Annotated in this window: 21 protein-coding genes; 10 read left to right on the plus strand and 11 right to left on the minus strand. The window is 57.4% G+C overall.

Annotated elements, in window-relative coordinates; translation table 11 throughout:
* Window positions 1–84: 84 nt before the first annotated feature.
* Window positions 85–1,287, minus strand: a complete 1,203-nt coding sequence (gene tyrS / locus CLH62_RS08035; protein WP_099617661.1) for a tyrosine--tRNA ligase — start codon at window positions 1,285–1,287, stop codon at window positions 85–87.
* 304 nt (window positions 1,288–1,591) lie between these two features.
* Between tyrS and CLH62_RS08040 the strand changes: the two genes are divergently transcribed.
* Complete coding sequence (locus CLH62_RS08040; protein WP_099617662.1) at window positions 1,592–3,004, plus strand: peptidoglycan DD-metalloendopeptidase family protein; 1,413 nt, start codon at window positions 1,592–1,594, stop codon at window positions 3,002–3,004.
* Between the two features lie 5 nt (window positions 3,005–3,009).
* Complete coding sequence (locus CLH62_RS08045; RefSeq protein ID WP_099617663.1) at window positions 3,010–4,107, plus strand: anhydro-N-acetylmuramic acid kinase; 1,098 nt, start codon at window positions 3,010–3,012, stop codon at window positions 4,105–4,107.
* A 17-nt stretch (window positions 4,108–4,124) separates the two neighbouring features.
* Here the strand turns inward: CLH62_RS08045 and erpA are convergent, their stop codons facing one another.
* From erpA to argC, 4 genes are all read right to left on the minus strand, one after another.
* Window positions 4,125–4,457, minus strand: a complete 333-nt coding sequence (erpA, locus tag CLH62_RS08050; protein WP_211285751.1) for an iron-sulfur cluster insertion protein ErpA — start codon at window positions 4,455–4,457, stop codon at window positions 4,125–4,127.
* 84 nt (window positions 4,458–4,541) lie between these two features.
* Entirely contained in the window at window positions 4,542–5,030 is a 489-nt protein-coding gene (locus CLH62_RS08055) for a bactofilin family protein (RefSeq protein WP_099617665.1), read from the minus strand.
* A gap of 1 nt (window position 5,031) precedes the next feature.
* Window positions 5,032–5,772, minus strand: coding sequence for a DUF6776 family protein (locus tag CLH62_RS08060; protein WP_099617666.1), 741 nt, complete (start codon window positions 5,770–5,772; stop codon window positions 5,032–5,034).
* 16 nt (window positions 5,773–5,788) lie between these two features.
* Complete coding sequence (argC, locus tag CLH62_RS08065) at window positions 5,789–6,826, minus strand: N-acetyl-gamma-glutamyl-phosphate reductase (protein ID WP_099617667.1); 1,038 nt, start codon at window positions 6,824–6,826, stop codon at window positions 5,789–5,791.
* Between the two features lie 152 nt (window positions 6,827–6,978).
* Between argC and CLH62_RS08070 the strand changes: the two genes are divergently transcribed.
* The 6 genes from CLH62_RS08070 (at window position 6,979) to CLH62_RS08095 (ending at window position 13,192) form a co-directional block, all read left to right on the plus strand.
* Entirely contained in the window at window positions 6,979–8,754 is a 1,776-nt protein-coding gene (locus tag CLH62_RS08070) for a chloride channel protein (RefSeq protein ID WP_099617668.1), read from the plus strand.
* Between the two features lie 3 nt (window positions 8,755–8,757).
* The gene (hemJ, locus tag CLH62_RS08075; protein ID WP_099617669.1) at window positions 8,758–9,180 is read left to right on the plus strand and encodes a protoporphyrinogen oxidase HemJ; all 423 of its coding nucleotides are present in this window, start codon (window positions 8,758–8,760) and stop codon (window positions 9,178–9,180) included.
* Between the two features lie 41 nt (window positions 9,181–9,221).
* Window positions 9,222–9,980 (plus strand): bifunctional hydroxymethylpyrimidine kinase/phosphomethylpyrimidine kinase, encoded by a 759-nt coding sequence (thiD, locus tag CLH62_RS08080; RefSeq protein ID WP_099618805.1) that lies wholly within the window; start codon window positions 9,222–9,224, stop codon window positions 9,978–9,980.
* Window positions 9,977–10,654 (plus strand): thiamine phosphate synthase, encoded by a 678-nt coding sequence (thiE, locus tag CLH62_RS08085; protein ID WP_099617670.1) that lies wholly within the window; start codon window positions 9,977–9,979, stop codon window positions 10,652–10,654. Before thiD ends, thiE begins: the two co-directional genes overlap by 4 nt.
* Window positions 10,651–11,931, plus strand: coding sequence for a glutamate-1-semialdehyde 2,1-aminomutase (gene hemL / locus CLH62_RS08090; protein ID WP_099617671.1), 1,281 nt, complete (start codon window positions 10,651–10,653; stop codon window positions 11,929–11,931). The genes thiE and hemL overlap by 4 nt, the downstream gene beginning before the upstream one ends.
* A 340-nt stretch (window positions 11,932–12,271) precedes the next feature.
* Window positions 12,272–13,192: a lipase family alpha/beta hydrolase gene (locus CLH62_RS08095; protein ID WP_099617672.1), complete on the plus strand. Its 921-nt coding sequence runs from the start codon at window positions 12,272–12,274 to the stop codon at window positions 13,190–13,192.
* 35 nt (window positions 13,193–13,227) lie between these two features.
* Here the strand turns inward: CLH62_RS08095 and CLH62_RS08100 are convergent, their stop codons facing one another.
* The 4 genes from CLH62_RS08100 to CLH62_RS08115 are packed head-to-tail and all read right to left on the minus strand — an operon-like array spanning window position 13,228 to window position 16,211.
* Window positions 13,228–14,544, minus strand: coding sequence for a tetratricopeptide repeat protein (locus tag CLH62_RS08100; RefSeq protein WP_228152848.1), 1,317 nt, complete (start codon window positions 14,542–14,544; stop codon window positions 13,228–13,230).
* Window positions 14,545–14,603: 59 nt separating this feature from the next.
* A complete protein-coding gene (locus CLH62_RS08105; RefSeq protein ID WP_228152807.1) occupies window positions 14,604–14,969 on the minus strand; it encodes a hypothetical protein in 366 nt (121 codons plus the stop codon).
* The gene (locus tag CLH62_RS08110; protein WP_099617674.1) at window positions 14,966–15,658 is read right to left on the minus strand and encodes an anti-sigma factor family protein; all 693 of its coding nucleotides are present in this window, start codon (window positions 15,656–15,658) and stop codon (window positions 14,966–14,968) included. The genes CLH62_RS08105 and CLH62_RS08110 overlap by 4 nt, the downstream gene beginning before the upstream one ends.
* Before the next feature lie 10 nt (window positions 15,659–15,668).
* On the minus strand, window positions 15,669–16,211 hold the full coding sequence (locus CLH62_RS08115) for an RNA polymerase sigma factor (protein WP_265734806.1): 543 nt from the start codon (window positions 16,209–16,211) through the stop codon (window positions 15,669–15,671).
* A gap of 268 nt (window positions 16,212–16,479) precedes the next feature.
* Here CLH62_RS08115 and CLH62_RS08120 point away from each other — a divergent pair, with 268 nt between their 5' ends.
* Entirely contained in the window at window positions 16,480–17,418 is a 939-nt protein-coding gene (locus CLH62_RS08120) for a DUF4382 domain-containing protein (RefSeq protein WP_099617676.1), read from the plus strand.
* A gap of 47 nt (window positions 17,419–17,465) precedes the next feature.
* Here the strand turns inward: CLH62_RS08120 and CLH62_RS08125 are convergent, their stop codons facing one another.
* Window positions 17,466–18,041 carry a tetratricopeptide repeat protein gene (locus CLH62_RS08125; protein WP_099617677.1) on the minus strand — a complete coding sequence of 192 codons (576 nt, stop codon included), beginning with the start codon at window positions 18,039–18,041 and terminating at the stop codon, window positions 17,466–17,468.
* Complete coding sequence (gene mrcB, locus CLH62_RS08130) at window positions 18,038–20,368, minus strand: penicillin-binding protein 1B (RefSeq protein WP_099618807.1); 2,331 nt, start codon at window positions 20,366–20,368, stop codon at window positions 18,038–18,040. The genes CLH62_RS08125 and mrcB overlap by 4 nt, the downstream gene beginning before the upstream one ends.
* Before the next feature lie 121 nt (window positions 20,369–20,489).
* Here mrcB and CLH62_RS08135 point away from each other — a divergent pair, with 121 nt between their 5' ends.
* On the plus strand, window positions 20,490–22,079 hold the full coding sequence (locus tag CLH62_RS08135; protein ID WP_099617678.1) for a bifunctional aminoglycoside phosphotransferase/ATP-binding protein: 1,590 nt from the start codon (window positions 20,490–20,492) through the stop codon (window positions 22,077–22,079).
* Window positions 22,080–22,104: the final 25 nt, after the last annotated feature.

A 22,104-nucleotide genomic window follows, 5' to 3' on the forward strand; every position in this document is an offset into this window, starting at 1 on the left:
CCTCGAAGGAGATGCGCATTCTACAGACCTGCACCGAGGTGTCAACGACGATCCTGAAAAAATCTCAAAATCACCAAAAATCGGTTACGCAGTGATCAAAACCCGGGCTATTTTCTTCTTTCCCGCCTGTACGACGCAGTCGTCGCCTTCCACGAACATCCGATTGCCCTCGAATTTCTGGCCATCAATGAAAACAGCACCACGCCCCAGCACATCGCGAGCAGCCGCACCGTTCTTTACCAGCCCCGCCAAACGCAACACCGAAGCCACTGGCATCTCGGACTGACCTTCAAGCGAAACCTCAACGGTTGGTACATTCTCGGGAATCGCCCCCAGGGAAACCCGGTTCCCAGCTGACTTGTGCGCCGTCTTTGCGGCCTCCTCATCATGGAAACGGGTAATAATCTCTTCCGCCAGCAACTTTTTAAAATCCTGGGGATTGGCCCCAGCCTGCACTTCCTTCCGGAACGCCTCCACCTCCGCCAGCGGACGGAAGCTCAACAGCTCAAAGTAACGCCAGAGAAGATCATCCGGCATCGACAATAGCTTGGTGTACATCTCACCCGGAGAATCATTAACACCTACATAGTTACCAAGGGACTTCGACATTTTCTGAATGCCATCAAGCCCCTCCAAAATCGGCATTGTCAGAATCACCTGGGGAGACTGACCATAATGCTTCTGAAGAATCCGACCCATTAACAAGTTGAACTTCTGATCGGTCCCGCCCAGCTCAACGTCTGCCTCAAGGGCAACCGAATCGTAACCCTGCACCAGGGGATAGAGAAACTCATGGATCGCGATGGCCTGCTCCGCCCGGTAGCGCTTGGTGAAATCGTCGCGCTCAAGCATACGGGCAACGGTATACTGCCCCGCCAGCTTGATCATATCGGCGGCGGTCATCTTGCTCATCCACTCGGAGTTGAAAACCACACGGGTTTTCGACGGATCGAGAATCTTGAACACCTGCTCTTTATAGCTGACCGCATTATCGGCGACCTGCTGCTCTGTCAGAGGGGGCCGGGTGGAACTCTTTCCGGTCGGATCGCCGATCATCCCGGTAAAGTCACCGATCAGAAAGATCACCTCGTGACCCAAGTCCTGAAACTGGCGAAGCTTGTTAATAAGGACGGTGTGCCCAAGGTGAAGATCGGGGGCAGTGGGATCGAAGCCGGCCTTGATCCTGAGAGGACGACCTTCCTTCAGTTTCTCTACCAATTCAACTTCCGGAATGAGCTCGTCTACTCCGCGCTTGATAATCGCCAACGCTTCATCAATGGATACCATGAACAACACGTCCCCAGTTTTGATCTTGAAAGATTCTATCGGTTACAGACTTCAACAAAAGAACTCTGTGAGTTACGCGCTCTCCTGCTAAAGTAGTTTGACCAGATTTTGATCAACACCGAAGCAAAAGGGCGGCGCATTATAACAACGCTGCACACAGAAATCCGGAGGATGGAACACCAACCGTAATGTTCCGCGCTGTTCCACATGCATTTTATACGGTAATCTGTTGGAATAAACTTGAATAACAGCTTCAATTAGATAGTACAAGCTACCGGAATACCGATCAAAACGGGTGTGACACGTGCTGAAAATGTTTCCAAAAACACACATTACCATTGCTGCAGCGGCGACCGTGATTGTTACCGCCACTGTTCTGATGAGCCCCAGCAGCAATGTCGAAGCCAAGCGGATGTCCTATTCACTGGACCTGGAGCAGGGAACCGTCGCAAAGACAAACCCTGAGCCGGAAAGGTCGGAGCAACCCGTTTCGCCCTCAGTGGAAGAACAGCCGGCTTCTGCCGCAGGCGATGATGCCGGCGAGCAGCCTGTACAGCAAGTCGGCGTTACCGATTCAGCAATTCCGGCCGCGCCGGACAAACCTGAGCTGGAATGGCAGACCTTCGCCATCAAGTCTGGCGATACCCTGTCTTCACTATTCAAGAAAGCTGGATTCAATGATGGCATCATGCTCTCGGTGATCCACGGGGACGGAGAAGCCGGGGAGCTGCAGCGCCTCTACGCTGGAGAAACGATCCGTTTCGCCACAACAGGTGACGGCGCTCTGGCTTCGGTTGAGCTGCAGCGCAACCTTCTCGAAACTCTTAAAGTCAGCAGGGAAGGCCAAAGCTTTACCGGTGAGATGGAGGTCCGCAAACCTGAAGCGCGGCCCGCGTTCGCTTCCGGAACAATAGACGGCTCCCTTTATCTTGCCGCCCGCGAAGCGGGGCTCACTGACCAACTCACTATGGAGTTGGCTGGTATTTTCGGCTGGGAAATCGACTTCGTATACGACGTCCGCAAAGGCGACCAGTTTGAAGTGGTCTATGAGGAACTCTATCTTGATGGCGAGAAATTTGGTGCTGGTCGCATTCTGTCCGCCCGATTTGTGAACCGTGGCGAGGAGAACGTTGCCCTACTCTATACCGATAGTAACGGCGACAGCGACTACTACAACCCCAACGGAAAGAGCATGCGCAAGGCATTCCTGCGTACGCCGATTAATGCGCGGGTCTCCTCGCCCTTCAATCTGCAAAGGCGCCACCCTGTCCTGGATGTGGTTCGTCCCCACGAGGGCACCGACTATGGCGCACCTCCAGGAACTCCCATCAAGGCGGCCGGTGCAGGTCGTGTGCAGTTTGCGGGATGGAAAGGCGGTTATGGCCGCACTGTTATCCTGAAGCATGGCGACAACATCACCACGCTTTACGCCCATATGAGCCGCCTTGGGAAGGGCATGAAAAATGGCACCCGGGTAAAGCAGGGCGAAACCATTGGTTATGTCGGCTCCTCCGGCATGGTAACCGGGCCACATCTGCACTACGAATTCCGGCTGAACGGCGCTCCGCGTAACTCACGCACCGTTAAATTGCCAGATGCCAAACCTATTTCGTCTTCAGAGATGGCGCGTTTCAAGCAGGTCACCGAACAGCGAATCGCACAATTTGGCGTGTTCCGCGAGAGCTATCAGCAACTCGCACTGGCTTCAGACGACTGAGCGCCATGGATACCTGGATCGGATTGATGTCCGGCACCAGCATGGATGGCATTGATGCCGTGCTGGTGTCTTTTCAGGGACAATCCGCAAGAATCCACGCATCTCACACAATACCCTACCCCGATGAGATCCGGCACAGACTCCTGGCCGCCTGCCAGAACCAGGCAACCCTGGATGAAATCGGCGAACTGGACACTCTGACAGGGACGTTATTCGCGCAGGCTGCGACAGAAGTGATACAACACTCCGGGCTCCCACCATCGGCTATTCGTGCCATCGGAAGTCACGGCCAGACGCTTCGCCACCAACCCTCCGGGGCATCGCCCTTTACCATCCAAATTGGCAATCCGTCAGTTATTTCTGAAGCTACAGGCATTACCACCGTCGCCGACTTCCGCAGAAGGGACATGGCTGCCGGAGGCCAGGGCGCGCCATTGGTCCCAGCATTTCACAAAGCCTTTTTCAGTTCAGATACAGAGGATCGCTGCATCCTCAATCTCGGGGGCATCGCGAACATAACCTGGATTCCGGCCAACGAAAGTAGTCCGGTAACCGGTTTTGACACCGGACCAGCCAATGCCTTGATGGATGCCTGGTGCCTGGATCAGACCGGGCTTCCTTTCGACAGCGATGGCCACTGGGCCAGTGAAGGCACGGTGAATCAGGAGCTGCTAAGCGATATGCTATCGGATGCCTATTTTTCGAGGATGCCCCCGAAAAGTACCGGCAAGGAGAGATTCAATCTGGACTGGGTAAAAACGCAGGTGAGTCGCCATCCAGACATCCCTGCCGAGGATATTCAACGAACACTGCTGCAGCTGACTGTGGCAAGCGTGGTAAATCAGTTACCCGAAACCCGGGGACTCCGGATCTATACCTGCGGTGGCGGCGCGCGAAATCCGTTGTTGATGGCAGAGCTTGAGAAGGCATTGCCAGACGCTCAACTCACGCTGACCTCGGACCTGGGGCTTGACCCGCAAATGGTGGAGCCAGTGGCATTTGCCTGGCTGGCAAAGCAGGCCCTCGAAGGATTGCCAGGTAACTTACCTGAGGTGACCGGAGCTTCCGGCCCACGAATTCTGGGGGCCATCTATCCGGCCTGAAGCTTTGCTGATTGAATTCAGATGGAGAAGGAACTGCCACAACCGCAGGTTGAGCTGGCATTCGGGTTCTGGACAACAAACTGGGAGCCCTGAAGACCTTCCTGATAATCGATAGTGGCGCCGACAAGATACTGGTAGCTCATCGGATCAACCAACAGATAAACCCCGTCACGCTCGATAACGGTGTCTTCTTCATCCTGACTTTCATCGAACGAGAAACCATACTGAAACCCGGAACAGCCCCCCCCCGTCACGAAGACGCGGAGTTTGAGTTCGGAGTTACCCTCTTCCTCGATTAACTCACGCACCTTGGCAACCGCACTGTCACTGAAGAACAGCGGTATGGCCATTTGTTGCTGGACTGCACTCAAGTTCGCCTCCGGATTATCGCTAACAACTCAGGCGATTATGGTATTCCTGACTAAAACAATCAACTATTGGGACTTTCCACCATCCTCCGGCACCTCATCAGGCCCCGCCGGCTTGTCAGAACCGCGAGCCTGTTCCTGCTTTTGCCGGGTGGAGAGGCCATCCTGTGCAAGCAACCCGACTGGTTCCCGCTGATGGACCAGGTTGCCGTTAACCGACGCCCCCATCGCCATTTCGATTAGGTTGTAGAAAACACTCCCGTTGATGGCGGCTTTTTCCGCCAGTTCAAGATGGGCCGAGGCGTAGACATCACCATTCACCGTACCATTGATGATCACGTGAGGAGCGTTGATGTCGCCTGTGACCTCTCCGACCTCCGAAACCCTGAGCACGGCATCCGTCCCTTCATCAGCAACCACTTTACCGCGAATACGGCCGTCCACATGCAGCCCACCCGAAAAGTGAACATCCCCCTCGATGGTCGTACGGGACGAAACCAGGGTGTCAAAATGGCCGGTTGGCCGGCGCGGCTTCTGCTTTTTCTTGCCAAGCATGTCAGTTCTCCGTCAAATCATCCCAGTTAAAGGTACGCTCGGCCTGCGAGGACTTCCGCCCCTCCGCCTGGGCTACCACCTGAATCTCGATTGGCTCAAATTGTTCCGGCAACGCCAGGGTACCTTCAACATCCTGGAAATACCGGAAACGGAACTTCACCCCGAGATCCTCGATATCTTCTGAAAGATCACGCAGGGCAATCACCTCTTTTTCCTCGTCACGCATGCCAATGACGTTCACCGCCACCACGCCGGAGATGTAGCTTTTGTTATTGCCGACCTGGGTCAGGACCAACTTGAAATCGTAGGTGCCCGGACTGCGGTTGAGTGTCATCGTGAGGCTGTCGACCTGTAACCCTTTGCTGGTTTCCGAGGGCGCCATGATGTTTTTATAGAAAGTCAGGTCCGATTGCAGTGACACAATCCGGGTTTCAAGATCGACAATGGTTTTCCGGGTCTGATTCAGCGCCTGCTCATCAATCACTCGCCCGCGCTCAAAATTGATCAATTGCTGCCTGGCTTTCCGGTAGTCCTCCCGAAGAATGTCGACTTCGTTCTCCAGCAGCTGATTCGATTCTTCAGCGCTGGAAAACCGGAACCCACCCTGCGCCAGTCCAGTTGCATACCCGGCGATCGCAGCAACCAGAGTGAACACCAGCAGGATTGCTGTTCTGCGCAGGCGGTAACCCGGGCGATGCCGGATTACCACATACTCCTCGGCCGGCCTTCTCTGCTCGCTCACAGTTTTTCCTTCGGCATTACGGCAGAAGCGCCGGGGCCTCGAGCCCCATGGTTTCTTTCAGCCCGAACATGATGTTCATGTTCTGAACCGCCTGCCCGGCGGCGCCCTTCACCAGGTTATCGATTACCGAAGACACAATAACAATGTTGCTCTGTTCCTGCCGGTGCAGCGCCATGCGGCACTGGTTTGCACCCCTCACACTCCGGGTTTCCGGATGACTGCCAAAGGGCATGACATCGACGAACGGTTCCGACTTGTAACGCTCTTCAAAAAGCGCCTGAAGCCGGTCAAAATCTGCCGGATCTTTCAGCTCGGCATAGAGGGTCGCCTCGATACCCCGGATCATCGGAATCAGGTGCGGAACAAACGTCACCCCCACGTCACTGCCAGCGGCGCCAGACAGCCCCTGACGAATCTCCGGCAGATGGCGATGACCGGAAGCGCCATAAGCCTTGAAGCTCTCGCCGACTTCCCCGTGCAACATGCCGATCTTGCCCTGCCGGCCAGCACCGCTGGCTCCGGATTTTGCATCTGCGATCAGGCGGGTGGGGTCAACCAGGCCCTGCTCAAGCAGCGGCAGGAAGCCCAGCTGAACAGCAGTCGGGTAACAGCCCGGGTTCGCCACCAGTTGCGCGTCGCCGATTTCATCCCGGACCACCTCTGGCAGTCCGTAGACTGCCTTCGCGGCCCATTCCGGGCTTTCGTGGGGCATGCCGTACCAGCTCGCCCAGACCTCCAGGTCTTTCAGGCGGAAGTCCGCAGAGAGATCAACCACACGCACACCGGCCACCATCAGTTCCGGCACCATCCTCATCGCGACGCCGTGGGGCGTGGCAAAGAAAACCAGATCGCATGCTGCCAATACGCTTACATCCGGCTCAGAAAACTCGAGGTCATAGTGCCCACGCAAATTCGGATACATATCCGCCACAGGCATGCCGGCTTCCGAGCGGGATGTAATGCAACTGACCGATACTTCAGGGTGAACCGCGAGGATTCTCAACAGTTCCACACCGGTGTACCCGGTGCCACCAACGATGCCTACTTTAATCACCTTTCTCTCCAGCGACGTCGTATCAGGTTTTGAGGTTTGATGCGTAGTCTACCATGATAAACCAATGACTTATTGCAGCCTTCAGGGCGACCGTTACAATGTTGTCAGAAATCTTCTGGCGGTCCACACAATTTCACCGGAACCCCGGCTCCATGCAGAAAATCTGGCACCAGATTACCGAACACCTGATTCCTGTTTTCCGGCGCAGACTGTCCGGTGTCGACGCATTGCCGCAACTGGCTGTGCTTGGCCTGTTATCAGGCCTGATCACTGGCGGGGTTATCCTGGTATTCCGCCTGGCCATCGAATGGCCCCTTGAGCATTTTCTTCCGGGCGAAGGATCTGAATCGTTCGAGGAACTGGATCTGCTGACCCGCGGCCTGCTTCCTCTTGCCGGCGCTCTCTGCCTGGGATTGATGCTCCACCGGCTGGCCACTCATGATCGTAAGGTAGGCGTTGTCCATGTCATGGAGCGCCTGAATTATCACCAGGGCTACATTTCCATTCGCAGTGCCGCCGTGCAGTTCATCTCCGGCGTGGCTACGGTTATCAGTGGCCAGTCCGCCGGCCGGGAGGGACCGGCCGTGCATCTGGGGGCCGCGTTCTCCAGCCTGATGGGGCAGTGGATGCGCCTGCCAAATAACAGCATCCGGACCCTGGTGGCCTGCGGGTGCGCCGGGGCGATTTCCGCCTCGTTCAATACCCCGATTTCCGGTGTCATCTTCGCCATGGAAGTGGTGATGATGGAATACACCATCGCTGGCTTTACCCCCATCATCCTGGCGGCAGTCAGTGCCGCGGTCGTCACCCAGGCGGTGTATGGCGCAGAGCCAGCGTTCAGCGTGCCTGCCCTGACCATGAACTCGCTACTGGAGATTCCCTGGATTCTGGCGATTGCAGTCATTATCGGCATTGCCGCTGCAATGTTTATTCAGCTGGTGGACAGCATGGGCAAGCATCAACACCGGCCAGTCCTTTTACGCATCACCATCGCGGGCTTCCTGATGGTACCCTTCGCCATCCTGGTTCCAGAAACCATGGGCATCGGTTACGACACCGTCAACGAAACCATCAATGGCGAGCTGGGGTTCTGGCTGTTATTGGGCGCCGGTGTTGCCAAACTGGTCATCACTTCACTGTCGATCGGGCTGGGCATGCCCAGCGGCGTTATTGGCCCCACACTGTTCATGGGCGCTACCCTCGGGGGCGCCATGGGCCTGATCGGCGCCCAGATTCTTCCCGAACATGCCTCTTCGGTGGGCTTCTACGCCATGCTGGGCATGGGGGCCATGATGGGCGCAGTCCTCCAGGCGCCACTGGCTGCCCTGATGGCCCTGATGGAGCTAACCCGCAACCCCAACATCATCCTCCCGGGCATGCTGATCATCACCACCTCAAGCCTTGTAACCAGCGAAGCTTTCGGCAAGAAATCACTGTTCCTCACCATTCTCAAGAATCAGGGCCTGAGCTACCAGAATTCACCCGTTATCCAGGCCCTGCGCCGGGTATCGGTGGGCGCCATTATGGACCGCAGCATTCTTCGCACCGAACGGCATCTGACGGTCGAGGAGGCCAGAAAGGTCCTGAAATCCGAACCCAAGTGGCTGATTGTCGAGGGCAGTACCGGGCCCACTGCCCTGTTACCGGCGGTGGATCTTGCCCGTTATATGGAGGACACCGAGAAACTGGTTGCCGAGGAAGAAATCGAACCGCCGGAATCCATCGATCTGATGGACATTCCCGCCAACCGCCGTGACGTCGCACCGGTACAGTACCAGGCCACCCTCGAGGAGGCGCTGGAGGAATTCGATACAACCAATGCCGAGGCCCTGTACGTACAACGGCACGTAGCGCCCATGATCCAGCGGGTTTACGGTGTAGTGCTCAAGGCCGATATCGAAAGTTATTACCAATACCGACGGAGCTGACGAATGCTGTGGGTCAAAGCCTTCCATATTATTTCACTGGTGTGCTGGTTTGCCGGCATTTTCTATCTGCCCCGCCTGTTCGTCTACCACGCTGCCTGCGAGGATGAACCGGGGCGGGAGCGCTTCAAGATCATGGAGCGAAAACTCTACCGGGGCATCACCACGCCTTCGATGATTGCCACCGTTGTCTTCGGAGTGTGGCTGATCAGCTACAATGTTTCGGGCTATTTCAGCCAGGGCTGGCTGCATGCCAAGCTGCTGCTGGTGGCTGTGCTGATCATTTATCATTTCTTCTGCGGACATCTTGTCAAAGTCTTCCGGGATGACCAGAACACTCGAAGCCACGTATTCTACCGTTGGTTCAACGAACTGCCGGTCTTTATTCTGTTGGCCGTTGTTATCCTGGCTGTCGTCAAACCCTTCTAAGGAGGTGGGTCATCAAACGCTATAACCGTCCCCAGGTACTGATACTATCCGGTCTGGACCCCTCTGGCGGCGCAGGCATCCAGGCTGATATCCAGGCGATCACCTCGCTGGGCTGCCATCCCCTGCCGGTGGTCACCTGTCTCACCGTACAGGACACCCGGAACGTATACGGTGCTGAAGCGGTGTCCGCTGACCTGATTCGCCAGCAGCTGCAATGCATCGCAGAGGATGCCCCGATTCACGCGGTGAAAACCGGTGCGCTGGGAAATGCTGCGGTGGTGGACGTACTGGTGGAGTTCATGGGCGAACGCTCGGGCCTGCCGCTGATTACCGATCCGGTGATCAAAGCCGCCGGCGGTGGCGATCTGGCAGACGACGAACTGATCGCCGCCATGAAGGACCGTCTGTTCCCCCTGACCGAGATGATTACTCCGAACGGAGTTGAACTCGCTCTGCTGGGAGGTAGTAACAATCCCGACGAGGCAGCCGAACACCTGCTACAAGGCGGATGTGAGTCGGTTCTTGCAACCGGGGGCCATGGCACCGGCATACGCATCACCAACACATTATACAATCATGGCCCGGAGCCCATGCGCTGGGAGATTGAGCGTATTGGCGGTGAGTACCACGGCACCGGCTGTACGTTGGCCGCAGCTATCGCTGCAGGCCGGGCCTCAGGCCTGTCGCCTCGCGCCGCCATCTCCCAGGCCCAGAACTACGTGAACCACGCCATACTGCACGCGCTTGAGGTTGGCAAAGGCCAGCCGGTACCGGACCGGGGCATTCTGTGGGAGCGATGAACAAAGGGCTGCGCCCGGGACTCTATGCCATTACTGACAGCCAGCTCACACCGCCTGCCATTCTCATTGAATCGGTTGAAGCAGCACTTCGGGGTGGCGTAATAATGGTACAATACCGGGAAAAATCCGCGCCCATGGCCGAGAGAATCACTCAGGCCCGAAACCTTCAGGCCGTCTGCCGCAATGCCAGGGTGCCGCTGCTGATCAATGACGATCCCGAACTGGCAAAACGGGTCGGAGCTGCCGGCGTTCACCTGGGGCAGACTGACGGCTCACTGGCCGCTGCTCGCCGGCTGCTCGGAGAGCAGGCGATCATCGGAGTGACCTGCCATGCCGACCTTTTACTGGCGCAGGCCGGGCTGGAGCAAGGTGCCGACTATTTTGCATTCGGGCGCTTTTTCCCGTCCTCGACCAAACCGGGGGCACCGGCGGCATCGCCGGAGGTGCTCAGCGAGGCGAAACGCTTCCATCGCCCCCTGACCGCCATTGGCGGAGTAACCACAGAAAACGGCGAAGCCCTGATTCGTGCCGGTGCCGACATGCTTGCTGTGGTTGGCGGCCTGTTCGGGGGTAGCCCTGATGAAATTGAGCACCGGGCAAAGGCATTTGAACGGCTTTTCGCGAGCCATCACCCACTTTTTCACTTCCAGGATAACAGGAGCCCAGACACATGACGCACTCCGAAACCCTTTTTGAGCAGGCTCAGAAATACATTCCCGGGGGCGTAAACTCTCCGGTCCGGGCCTTTCGCGGTGTCGGGGGAACGCCTATCTTCTTCAACCACGCAGAGGGCGCCTACCTGTACGACGAGGACGGCCAGCGCTATATCGATTACATCGGCTCCTGGGGACCGATGATTCTTGGCCACTCGGACAAGCGCATCAAGGATGCGCTTCATGCCCAGGTCGATCTCGGCGTCGGCTACGGTGCTCCAACGGCACTTGAGACCGAGATGGCCAAGAAGGTCTGCGAACTGGTGCCTTCTATCGATCTGGTCCGCATGGTGAACTCCGGCACTGAGGCAACCATGAGCGCAATCCGGCTGGCCCGGGGTTACACCGGCCGGGACAAGATTGTGAAGTTCGAAGGCTGCTACCACGGGCATGTGGATTCCCTGTTGGTGAAGGCGGGCTCCGGCGCGCTGACTCTCGGCGTGCCGAATTCACCGGGCATTCCGGCCAGCCTGGCCGAGCTCACCCTGACGCTGACCTACAACGACATCGACAGTGTTCGTGAGACCTTCAGCAAGATGGGCGATGAGATTGCAGCAATCATCGTGGAGCCGGTTGCCGGCAACATGAATTGCATTCCGCCGGTACCCGGATTTCTCGAAGGGCTGCGTGAGGTATGCGACGAACATGGCACGGTGCTGATTTTCGACGAGGTAATGACCGGCTTCCGGGTCTCCCTCGGCGGTGCTCAAGGGCTGTATGGCGTGACGCCTGATCTCACGGCCCTGGGCAAGGTGATTGGCGGCGGGCTTCCAGTTGGCGCCTTTGGCGGCAAACGTGAAATCATGGAGCACATCTCCCCGCTGGGGCCGGTCTACCAGGCCGGCACCCTGAGCGGCAACCCGCTCGCCATGCGTGCGGGCCTGACGACTCTGAACGCAATTTCCGAGCCCGGTTTCCATGACCGCCTGACCGAGAAAACCAACGCCGTTTGCCGGGGCCTCAAGGAAGCCGCCACGGCCACTGGCATTCCCCTGACCGTTCAGGGTTCTGGCGCCATGTTTGGTTTCTTCTTCACTGAAGAGCCTTCGGTTACCCGCTTTGACCAGGTGATGGCCTGCGATGTGGAGAGGTTCAAGAAGTTCTTCCAGGGCATGCTGAAAGAAGGAGTCTATCTGGCTCCCTCCGCCTTCGAGGCCGGTTTCACCAGCGCTGCATTGTCAGAAGAAGATATTGCCCATACCACCGCGGCAGCCAAGAAGGTCATGGCCACGCTCTGATCCCTGAGACTGGTGCTTGCCAATCAACCCACCCCGCAGGTCAGCCCAGCGCTTGTCCTGCGGGGCCACCCACGTGACACGTCTCACAGTTCCGGGACGAACACGCCCGGCTTGCCCCTTTTGCCGTTGACTTACCCCTCCCACTGATCAAATGTTGGTCACATCTCTACCGAGATGCTCTGACGGCACCAATCTAACAAACATAAGAACGAAGTCAGCGCACGGAAGCACTCGATCTGCCACAAGGCAGATGTATTACGAGACAGAAGTCTCTGGAGCAACCCGTTAGGTTGAGCCGCAGTTTGAATAACAAACACAACATCAAACTGTAGGAACGACAATGAAACTCTGGATCAAAGTAATGGCCCTGGTCCTGACTGTGGCCTGGTCTGCCCCCTCCGCCGCCTGGTGGTGGGACTCTACCCCTTCCAATTACACGGATACCCGTTACCCGGTTGTGCTGGTGCATGGCATGTTCGGTTTTGATTCCATTGCCGGCGTGGATTACTGGTACGGCGTGGCTGAAGATCTCCGCAAATACGGCGCCGATGTGTACACCACCCAGGTACCAGCCCTGGACAGCACAATTGCCCGCGGCGAAGCCCTGTTGCCCCAGGTGCAGGCCATTGCCGCAGTGCATGGCAAGGTGAACCTGATTGGGCACAGCCATGGCGGGCCAACCGCCCGCTACATAGCGCGGGTCCGGCCTGATCTGGTGGCCTCCGTAACCTCAGTGGGCTCACCCCATAAAGGCTCCCCGGTTGCGGACCTGATCTACGGCTCGCCGGCCGAAAGCCTGGCTGCAAGCCTCGGCGATGCGCTTGGCGGCCTCATCGATCTGCTCTCTGGCGGCGGTTACAATCAGGACCTGCGCTCCAGCCTTTACTCACTGACGACCCAGGGAAGTGCCGAGTTCAATAACTTCGCCCCCGCCGGTGTTCCGGCGACGGCGTGCGGAGAAGGGGCTTATTCGGCAAACGGAGTGCGTTTTTATTCCTGGGGTGGCACCGGCGTACTCACCAACGTGCTGGACCCCTCCGACGCCCTGCTAGGCACCACCAGCCTGGCGTTCGGTTTCAGCCAGAACGATGGTCTGGTTGGGCGCTGCAGCAACCGTTTCGGCAAGGTTATCCGGGACAATTACTTCATGAACCATCTTGATGAGGTAAATCAGGCATTGGGACTTCATAGCCTGTTCGAGACGGACCCGAAAGCCGTTTACAAGCAGCACGCCAACCGGCTGAGGAATGCCGGTCTGTAATCCGCAACCGACCTTCTGGCTCCTGAAAAAAGGGGCTAGAAGGCACCCTCCAGGGTGAGCATGACAGTCTGGCGTTCGTAACCGTACTGCGCCAGACTGCTGCTGTTATCGCGGATCAGCCACTCTCCCCGCACCAGCCAACGGGTATCCAGTGATCGCTCCGCCAGCACCCCGACCTCAAGGCGGTTATCCTTCCTGCGCCCGCTCTCACCGGCCGAAGCAACCAACACGTGGGACTCCTGATACCGGCTGTGGCGAACTGAGCCGAGCGCTCCGATGACCAGACCCGGTCGCCAACGATAGCGAGCAGCCAACTCCACAGTGTGGTGATGGGGTGACACACTGATAAATTCGTCTGTTGTGCGTTGGTCCCGGCGATCATTGATTTCCAGGGAGTATTCGCCATCAAACCGCCATCTCCCGTAGTAGTTCAGCGCATGCAGGCGTGCCCGATACCACTGGCCATCGTAGGCATCAAAGCCTGAACCGCCATCAACGGTGGCCGCTGCGAGGGCGAGGCCGCATTGGTCTGGGCTACCGGGCAATGCACACCCGTTCCAGCGATAATATCCCTCAACTCCGTATCGGCGCTCCAGGGACAGACTATCAAACCAGGACTGGACAACGGAGATCACGGCTCCCCGCTCCCCGTCGTTGAGGGCCTCGGACCAGCCCAAACGGCCCTGTAAAACACGGGTATCGTAGTTTCCATCCGACGGGTATTTGCGGGCATAAGCCGCAACTTCCAGGGCAAACCCAGAACGGGCACCCGCTGGTTGTTCAAACGTTCCGGCTGCCAGCGTGTCGAAGAAGACACCACCTTCGCGGGACGCGGTGGCCTCGGGCAAGCCGGCAATGTTGGAGTCATAGCCTCCGGAAAGGGCAAGATAGCCCCGACCTTCAGATTGGCCGCCAGGGAGCACAACGTGGTCACCCAGTTCATTCAACTGCGCCAGGGACAAGACCCTGATTTTCTCCGGAGCACTAGCAGCGCCCGACTCCTTAAACCAGTCTCTGGCCGACTCCTTATCGCCTTTGGCAAGCGCTACCAAGCCGAGATTGTAACGCGCCAGTGCGCCGTTTGAGCCGTCCAGCAAGGCACGGAAGGCTGTTTCGGCGGCAGCATAGTCCCCGAGTTGGTAACAGGTAACACCCAGGTTGTAGAAAAGGGAGGAAGATGTCAGACCGGCGGCGACAGCGCCTTCGAAGTAGGCCCGGGCAGCCTGCAGATTTCCGTTTTCAAATGATTCAATGCCATTATGGAATTGCTCCATTCCAACATCGGTTTCGGCCGCCTCAAGTTCAACGGGAGCAACCACAAAAAGGGATAAAAGCAGGGCACGCCAGTACACCAGCAAACAGATTTCTCCGGATTGTTCATCGCAGGGCTCGCTGGCCTACTAACTCAGTTTCAGCGTTCCCGTCCCGCGGCATTGGGCAGTTCAGGGCGGTCAGGTCGTTCGGGTCGGCCTTCAATCAGGCCCCGGGATTGCCGCGCTTTTTCAGACATGGATTCACCGAACTCTCGCCCCCTTTCACGGGCTTCCTCGGCTGCATCCAGACCCCGTAAGCCGGAATTACCCGGGGCTTCTGGCCTTTCAACCGCAAGGGGCAACTCAATTTCCCGAACCACTGAATCGGTAAGCTCAACATCATCGGTAACCATGCGCATAGTAACATCCAGATCGTCGCTGGCCTGTGTGGTTATCGGCACCAATAGGCCGAAAATCATCAATCCGGCTATCTGAACGCTCAGGTAAAGGCTGTCACGCTTCATGATTCTGGATCCTCAACCGGCAGCAGCGGGTATTCCGGAACCGGGGCCCGGAAGGTTTTCTGGCGATCTCCGGTGTCCAGTCGCGCCACCAACTCACCCGCTCCCGGGAACAGTAACTTCAAAGGCAGCGACAAGACATTTTCCCCAGCATCAAGGCTCACTTGCCAGCTGAGCTGGTGATGACCTGGCCATGAAGCCAGCTCGACATGAGGCGGCAGTTCCAGTGTCAAAGTGACATTTTCCAGTGCCTCACCGGAGCGGAAGGCCAAGCGAACCGTCCTGTCAACAGGGATTGCGACCGGCTCCTCCGGTTTTTCAACAACGACATCCGAGGAGGCGACACTGGAGGTCGCCTCCTCGGTTAATCCGGTCGGCTGCAGCAGAAAACCCAGACCAATACCCACAGCAAGAGCCGCCGCAATGGCCCCGCCCAGTACCGGGTGGCTCCATCCAGCATAAGTATCGGTATTGCCCCGCGCTGCGGCAAAAACACGCTTCTGAAAATCCGGGGACGGTTCCGGGATGACGAATCGCTCCTGCAGGGCATCGCTCAGAACATACTCCGACGCAAGCAGCTCGCTGCATTCCTTGCAGGCAGCCAAATGCTGAGCCACCCGATCATGGTCCGCAGCGGAAAGTTCGTTTCTGATGTAGGCGGGCAGGTTAACCCGAATTTCGTTGCAGGACATCGTCATCACCTCACTCTGCCACACGACCGACTGGCTCGATTGGTTCCAGCTCCCGCTGCAATTTTTTGCGCAAGGTGGCCCGGCATCGGTGCAATCGGGATTTCACCGTTCCCAACGGGATGTCCAACACTTCGGCAATGTATTCCTGGCGCCAGCCATCCACATCATGAAGCAACAACAGGGCTCGCTGATCCGGTGTCAGTGTTGCCAACACCCGGTCCAGAACTGGTCCAAGCCGGGCGCGCTCCAGCTGAAAATCCGGCCCTGCGCTGTCGGATTCCAGGCTGTCCAGCCAGTCCACCTGACTTTCGGACCCGACAAGCTCCGTCAGCGGGCGATCAACCTGCCGGTTTTTACGCCGGATCTGATCAATAAACTGACGATATAAAACCCGGTTAAGCCACGGTCGCAACTGCTCGACCGCCTCCAGCTCATCCAGCCGCGGATACAGCTTTATGATCACATCCTGCACGAGATCTTCTGCATCCTGCTGCTGCCCAGCCAAGCGGAACGCAAACCGGTACATGGCCTCCAGATGGGGTTGTACCAGCACTTCAAACCGCCGCGCCTTTGAGGGCTTAAAAGGAAATATTGCCAAAGCCGTTGTTTACCTGCGTGGGTTGATTCCAGCGGCGCAGTCTATAACAGACCGGCCGACCGGTGCATTTGCCGTTTTCGCAAAACGATCATTGAGCCTTAGCCGGGACATGAGGAAACGTTAACAAAATTTCCGGAACTCTGCTCCTGCAGCGGTCGTTTTACCCCGGTCAGGTAGCGATGTTGCTTCGCTGACTTCCGAAAAATAAGCCATGGAGGTTTATATGAAAAGCTCGATCCGACTCTTCACTGTTTCGGCCCTGGCCGCAGGCATCGCCGCCTGTGGTGGTAGCGGCGACGGTGCCAGTTCCAGTTCAACCGGCAACGTTTCCTTCGACGTCACAGATGCGCCCGCGATGGAGTTCTCGAACGTGACCATCGCATTTACGGGAATTTCCCTGAAACCAGAAGATGGTAAATGGATCGAATTCACCTTTGAGCAGGCAAAAACCTGGAATCTGCTGGACCTCCAGGGGGGCATGAGTGAGCCCCTGATTACCGATGAGGAAGTCCCTGCAGGAAATTACACCCAGATCCGCTTGCTGATCGACACAAAAGAATCATTTGTTGAGCTTGAAGACGAGCCAGGCATCGAGAAGACCCTGGCAGTTCCTTCCGGAGAGCAAAGTGGTCTGAAACTGAATGGCGATTTCGTGGTTACGGCCGACACCACAACAGATTTCACCATCGACTTCGATGTCAAAAAATCCATCGTTAACCCTTCGGGCCAATCCCTGGCGGATTACCTGCTCAAGCCATCCCTTCGCCTGGTCAATAATGTGGAAGTAGGCGCCATTTCCGGCGGCGTGGACTATGCAACCATCAACTCAACCCGGCTGGGTACAGACCAACTTGCCAACTGCGCCGAAGGCTACGAAGGAGCTGTTTACGTGTATCAGGGAGCGGACGCGATACCCACGGATATTAACGTAAACAGTGACGAAACAGGGCCTGTCATGGCCGTACCTGTATCCGACGATGATAACGACGGTGTGTACACCTACACTGCCGCATTCCTCGAAGCGGGTGACTACACAATTAGCTATAGCTGCCAGTTGGATGACAACGAGGCGGACGATGAGATGGAATTCGATGGCACTCACACGGTAACGGTGATTGCCGATACAAAAGTCGAGGCTGAGCCCATCCCCCTGTTACAGTGATCCGAAGTGGCCCACTGACCAAAGCCCTTGCCCGGCAGGGGCTTTATTTACAATGCTGCAGCTCTGGCCTCCGCCTGATCAGCACCGGCCACATTACCTCTTGCCCGCCGGATATCTGCCAACAGCGACCAACCTGCTCTTTGCAGCCGGGTATCGTTTCCGGCCAGAGACAGCCCTTTCAGAGTGAACTGTTCAGCAGAGCCCAACTGATTACTGACAACGTAGGCCTCTGAAAGCTTGAAGTAGACTTCCGCCGAGCGGGGCGCGATCCGCTGGGCCCGCTCGAGCCGGGCTATGGCCCCCGAGGTATCCCCTCGTTTCAGTAACCCTTCAGCTTCACGCACAAGACTGAGCGCGGCAGGCGAGAGCCCCTCCCCTGTTTCGCTGTAGCTCGGAGAACTGGTGCGGGGCGGCTCTTGCTCTGATGGCGCCTCTGCAGGCTGCTCGCTTTTGCGCCAGACCGGCGCTTCGTCTTCTCCGGTGCTGGTTCGTGGCGGCTCTGGTGCCTTGGCGGGCTCACCACCCACCGGCACATAAATTCCGCCACCCGGGCCGGAGGCACAGCCCGCCAGGGTAAGCATTGCAATGATAAGCCCTGTTCTGAATGTCGTTTTAATCTTCATTGGAACAATCCTTCAAACCAGCCCCGGATACGTCTTTCAAGGGTCCCGGAGCATGAAACTGTCTGCGTGGGCTCGCTACCGGCGATGAAAGGCAGCAAGCGTGCATTGTCGCAGTACTCATCCGTCAGCGCCTGGCGCTCCGTATTAACCCAGTGGTAGTTGACCTCATCAGGCACCACCGGCGAAAAGCCATGCTGCGGCACCTGCGCCATAAAGCGGGACCAGACCGGCAGTGCTCCGCTGGCACCGGTCAACACGGTTGCTCCGTTATCATCGCGACCGACCCAGGCCACTGCAAGCAAATCCCCACTAAATCCGGCGAACCAGGAATCCCGACCGTCATCTGTAGTCCCCGTCTTGCCGGCGAGGGTTAATTGCTGTGACAAGGTGTTGTAGGCGGAACGCCCGGTGCCTTCCTGCATGGTTTCCTGCATCGCATACTGCACCAGATGCACGGCCGCAGAATCGGCAACCTGCGCCACTTCCAGGCTGTACCGGGAGAGCGCCTCGCCGTTTGCATCGGTGACCTCCCGAATCGTCCTTAACGGGGTATTGAAGCCGGAAGTCGCCAACCCCTGATAGATCTGGGCAACAGTAATCGGGCTCATGGAGACCGATCCCAGCAGCATGGATGGATATTGGGAAATCGGTGTATCCACTCCGAAAGCGGTCAGCGTGTCACTGACCACATCCACACCGACATCCAGCCCAACCCGCACGGCAGGCAGGTTATAGGATCGCGAGAGTGCCTTGTGCAACGGAACTTCTCCACGCTCCTCACCATCGTAATTCTTGGGCTGCCAGCGCCGGCCATCATCAAACTCGAGGGTGAAAGATTTATCGAGTACCGGCGTCATCAGGGTGTAACGCTCGGGACGCTGCAACGCCGACAGATAGATGAACGGCTTGATCAGCGAGCCGATCTGGCGATTGGCATCCAGAGCCCGGTTGAATCCTGCAAACCGCGGGTCTTTTCCACCAACCAGGGCCAGCACTTCCCCGGAGTCCTTGGATGTCACCACCAGTGTCGCCTCTAGCGACTCCGCGAGCTTCGCGCCACCAAGCCTTGGCAAGGTGTCTGTTACGGCAAATTCTGCGGCGTACTGGATGGCAGGGTCCAGGGTGGTAAAAATTCTCAGGCCTTCACTGCGAAGATCTTCTTCCTTGTAGTCACGGGACAGGTGCCTTCGCACGAGATCAATGTAGGCCGGGTAGCGATTCTCGGAATAGGAGGGGCGCTCACTGACTCCGAGCGGGAGGCCCCTGGCCCTTGCGGCGCGCTCCGGTTCGATCAGGCCAGCCTGTTCCATTTCCGATATCACAAGGTTCCGGCGCTGTGTTGCCCGGTCGGGGTTTCGCCGCGGATTGTAGTAGCTCGCGCCCTTGACCATCCCAACCAGCAGGGCTATCTGGTGCACATCCAGATCCCCCAGCGATTGGCCAAAGTAGAACTGGCTGGCCAGGCCAAAGCCATGAATGCTGCGCACACCCGCCTGGCCCAGATAGACTTCATTCAGGTAGGTCTCAAGAATGTCGTCTTTTTCATAATGAAGTTCCAGCAGAACCGACATAATGGCCTCATTGCCCTTACGGAGCAGTGTCTGGTCGCGGGTCAGAAAGAGATTTTTGACCAGCTGCTGGGTCAGAGTGCTGCCGCCCTGGACGACACGCCCGGCCCGGATATTCGCAAGCATCGCCCGGCCAATGGACAGGGGCGCAATCCCGAAATGATCGTAGAAATTGCGATCTTCCACGGCCATCAGTGTGGCCGGCAGGATAGCAGGGACCTGACCAAGCTCCACCAGCACCCGATCTTCCTTGTGGGCTGGATAGATTCCGCCGATTTGTGCAGGTTCAAGGCGAATGATCGGTGCCGCCTCTCCCCGAATCACCGAAAAGTTCCGGACCCGGTCGCCCGAGATCGTCAATGAAGCTTTACGGGCGGGCTCATCACCATCCGGGAAGGAAAAGCCCCGGGTGCTGATGATGAAACGGCCGCCATTGCGCTGGTAGCTGCCAGGGTTATCGCCGGCGCCCTTGTGAAAACCGGAAAGTTGGAGCTCCCGTTCGAGGGCACCCGCGCTGATACTGGCGCCTTCAAATAGCTCCAGGGGGCGGGCATACACCCTGGACGGCACTTCGAACCGGCGCCCTTCAAAACGAGACGTTACAACCGCATCGAGATAGACCGTCCAGCCTGCGAGCAATACCAGGCCAATGGCACAAAACCGGAACATGAACCGCCAGAACCATGGCCGGCGACCATTTTTCGACGACCTTCGGGAAGGCTTTCGCCTGGACGGGGAAGATGAGCTGGATTTTTTCATGACCGGATTATAACGAAGGGACCGGCCAGGAAGGCAGGCCAACTGTGTGTTATTTCTGTAATCTGCCCGTTATGATAGGACAATAAAAATCAATGGGTTCAGGGAACGCGAGGAGAACACCGTGAGTGAGGCATCCCCAGACAATCTGATTCTGGCACTGCAGAATCCAGAGTTGTACGACCACCCGATTAAAGATTTTCAGGTCATCGAAACTCATATCTCCCAGGTTATCCTGACCGGCGATTACGCCTACAAGATCAAGAAACCGGTTGATTTCGGTTTTCTGAACTTCTCCACCCTCGATCGCAGGAAACACTTCTGCGAAGAAGAACTCCGACTCAATCGCAGGCTAGCCAAAAAGCTGTACCTGGATGTGTTGCCTATCACCGGCACGCCGGAAAATCCCGTGATCGGCGGCGAAGGCGAGGCCTTCGAGTATGCTATTAAAATGCGCCAGTTCGGACAGGACCAGCTGTTCGACCGCCTGCAGGAACAAGGGGAGCTGGCCCCGGAGCTGCTGACCGGCCTGGCGCAGCAGGTTGCCGCCTTCCACGAGCAGTTGCCACCGGTACCCGAGGAGAAACCGCTCGGAACGCCCGAGGCAGTCTTTGCGGCAATGCAGGAGAACTTTGACCAGATCCGCCCGTTGATTGACGACGCAGATCTGCTCATGCAACTGGATAACCTTCAGGCCTGGACCGAATCCACGTTCGAGCGCCATCGCGACCTGATCGCCAGCCGACGGGCCGGCGGCCTGGTTCGTGAGTGCCATGGTGACCTCCACCTTGCCAACATTACCCGCTTTGAAGGCGAGGTTACCGTTTTCGATTGCATCGAGTTCAGTGAGCCTTTCCGCTGGATTGATGTGATAAACGATCTGGCGTTCCTGCTGATGGATCTGGAATCCCGCCGGGAAGGCGCGCTGGCCAACCTGGTGCTCAATACCTATCTGGAATACCGGGATGACTTCAAAGCCCTGCCTCTGCTGCCTCTATACAAGGCTTACCGTGCCATGGTCAGGGCCAAGATTGCCCTGCTCACCATGGGCAACCCATCCCTTACGGAGGGCGAAAAAGCCGATCTGATGCAGCGCTATAGTGATTACGCCAAACTGGCCGAAGATTACAGCACCATCCCCAATCACTATCTGCTGGCAACCACTGGCCTGTCCGCCAGCGGTAAAACCTGCGTCAGCGCCTCCATGGCCGGCGAACTGGGCCTGATACGCTTACGCTCGGATGTTGAACGTAAGCGTCTGCACGGGCTTGCGCCTCTTGAAAGTTCGCGTTCCCCCACCGGCGGCAACCTTTACACCGAGGAGGCAACGGCGAAAACCTACCAGCGGCTGGCTGAGCTTGCGGAGCAGGTTTTGGCGGCCGGCTTGCCGGCTATTGTGGATGCCGCCAGCCTGAAAGAAAACGAACGGTCACTGCTGGCGTCCGTGGCGGAAGCCCAGGGCGTCCCGTTTGCACTGATACATTGCGAAGCGCCGGAAACATTGCGCCGGGAATGGATCCGCAACCGCAAGGGAGATGCGTCCGAGGCAACCGAGGAACTTCTGGACACCCAGCAAACCTGGTTTGAACCGCTGACGGCCGAAGAAAAGAGCCACACCATCCATCTGCACACGGATCAGGAACATGTAGCAGAAGCGGTGGCCGACCGGATTCGGCAGCATCTTGGCATTCCTTTCGGTAAAACCGGCGATTAAAACATCAGGCTCCCACTGGCCAGCA

Source organism: Marinobacter guineae, from assembly GCF_002744735.1.
Classification (GTDB): Bacteria; Pseudomonadota; Gammaproteobacteria; order Pseudomonadales; family Oleiphilaceae; genus Marinobacter; species Marinobacter guineae.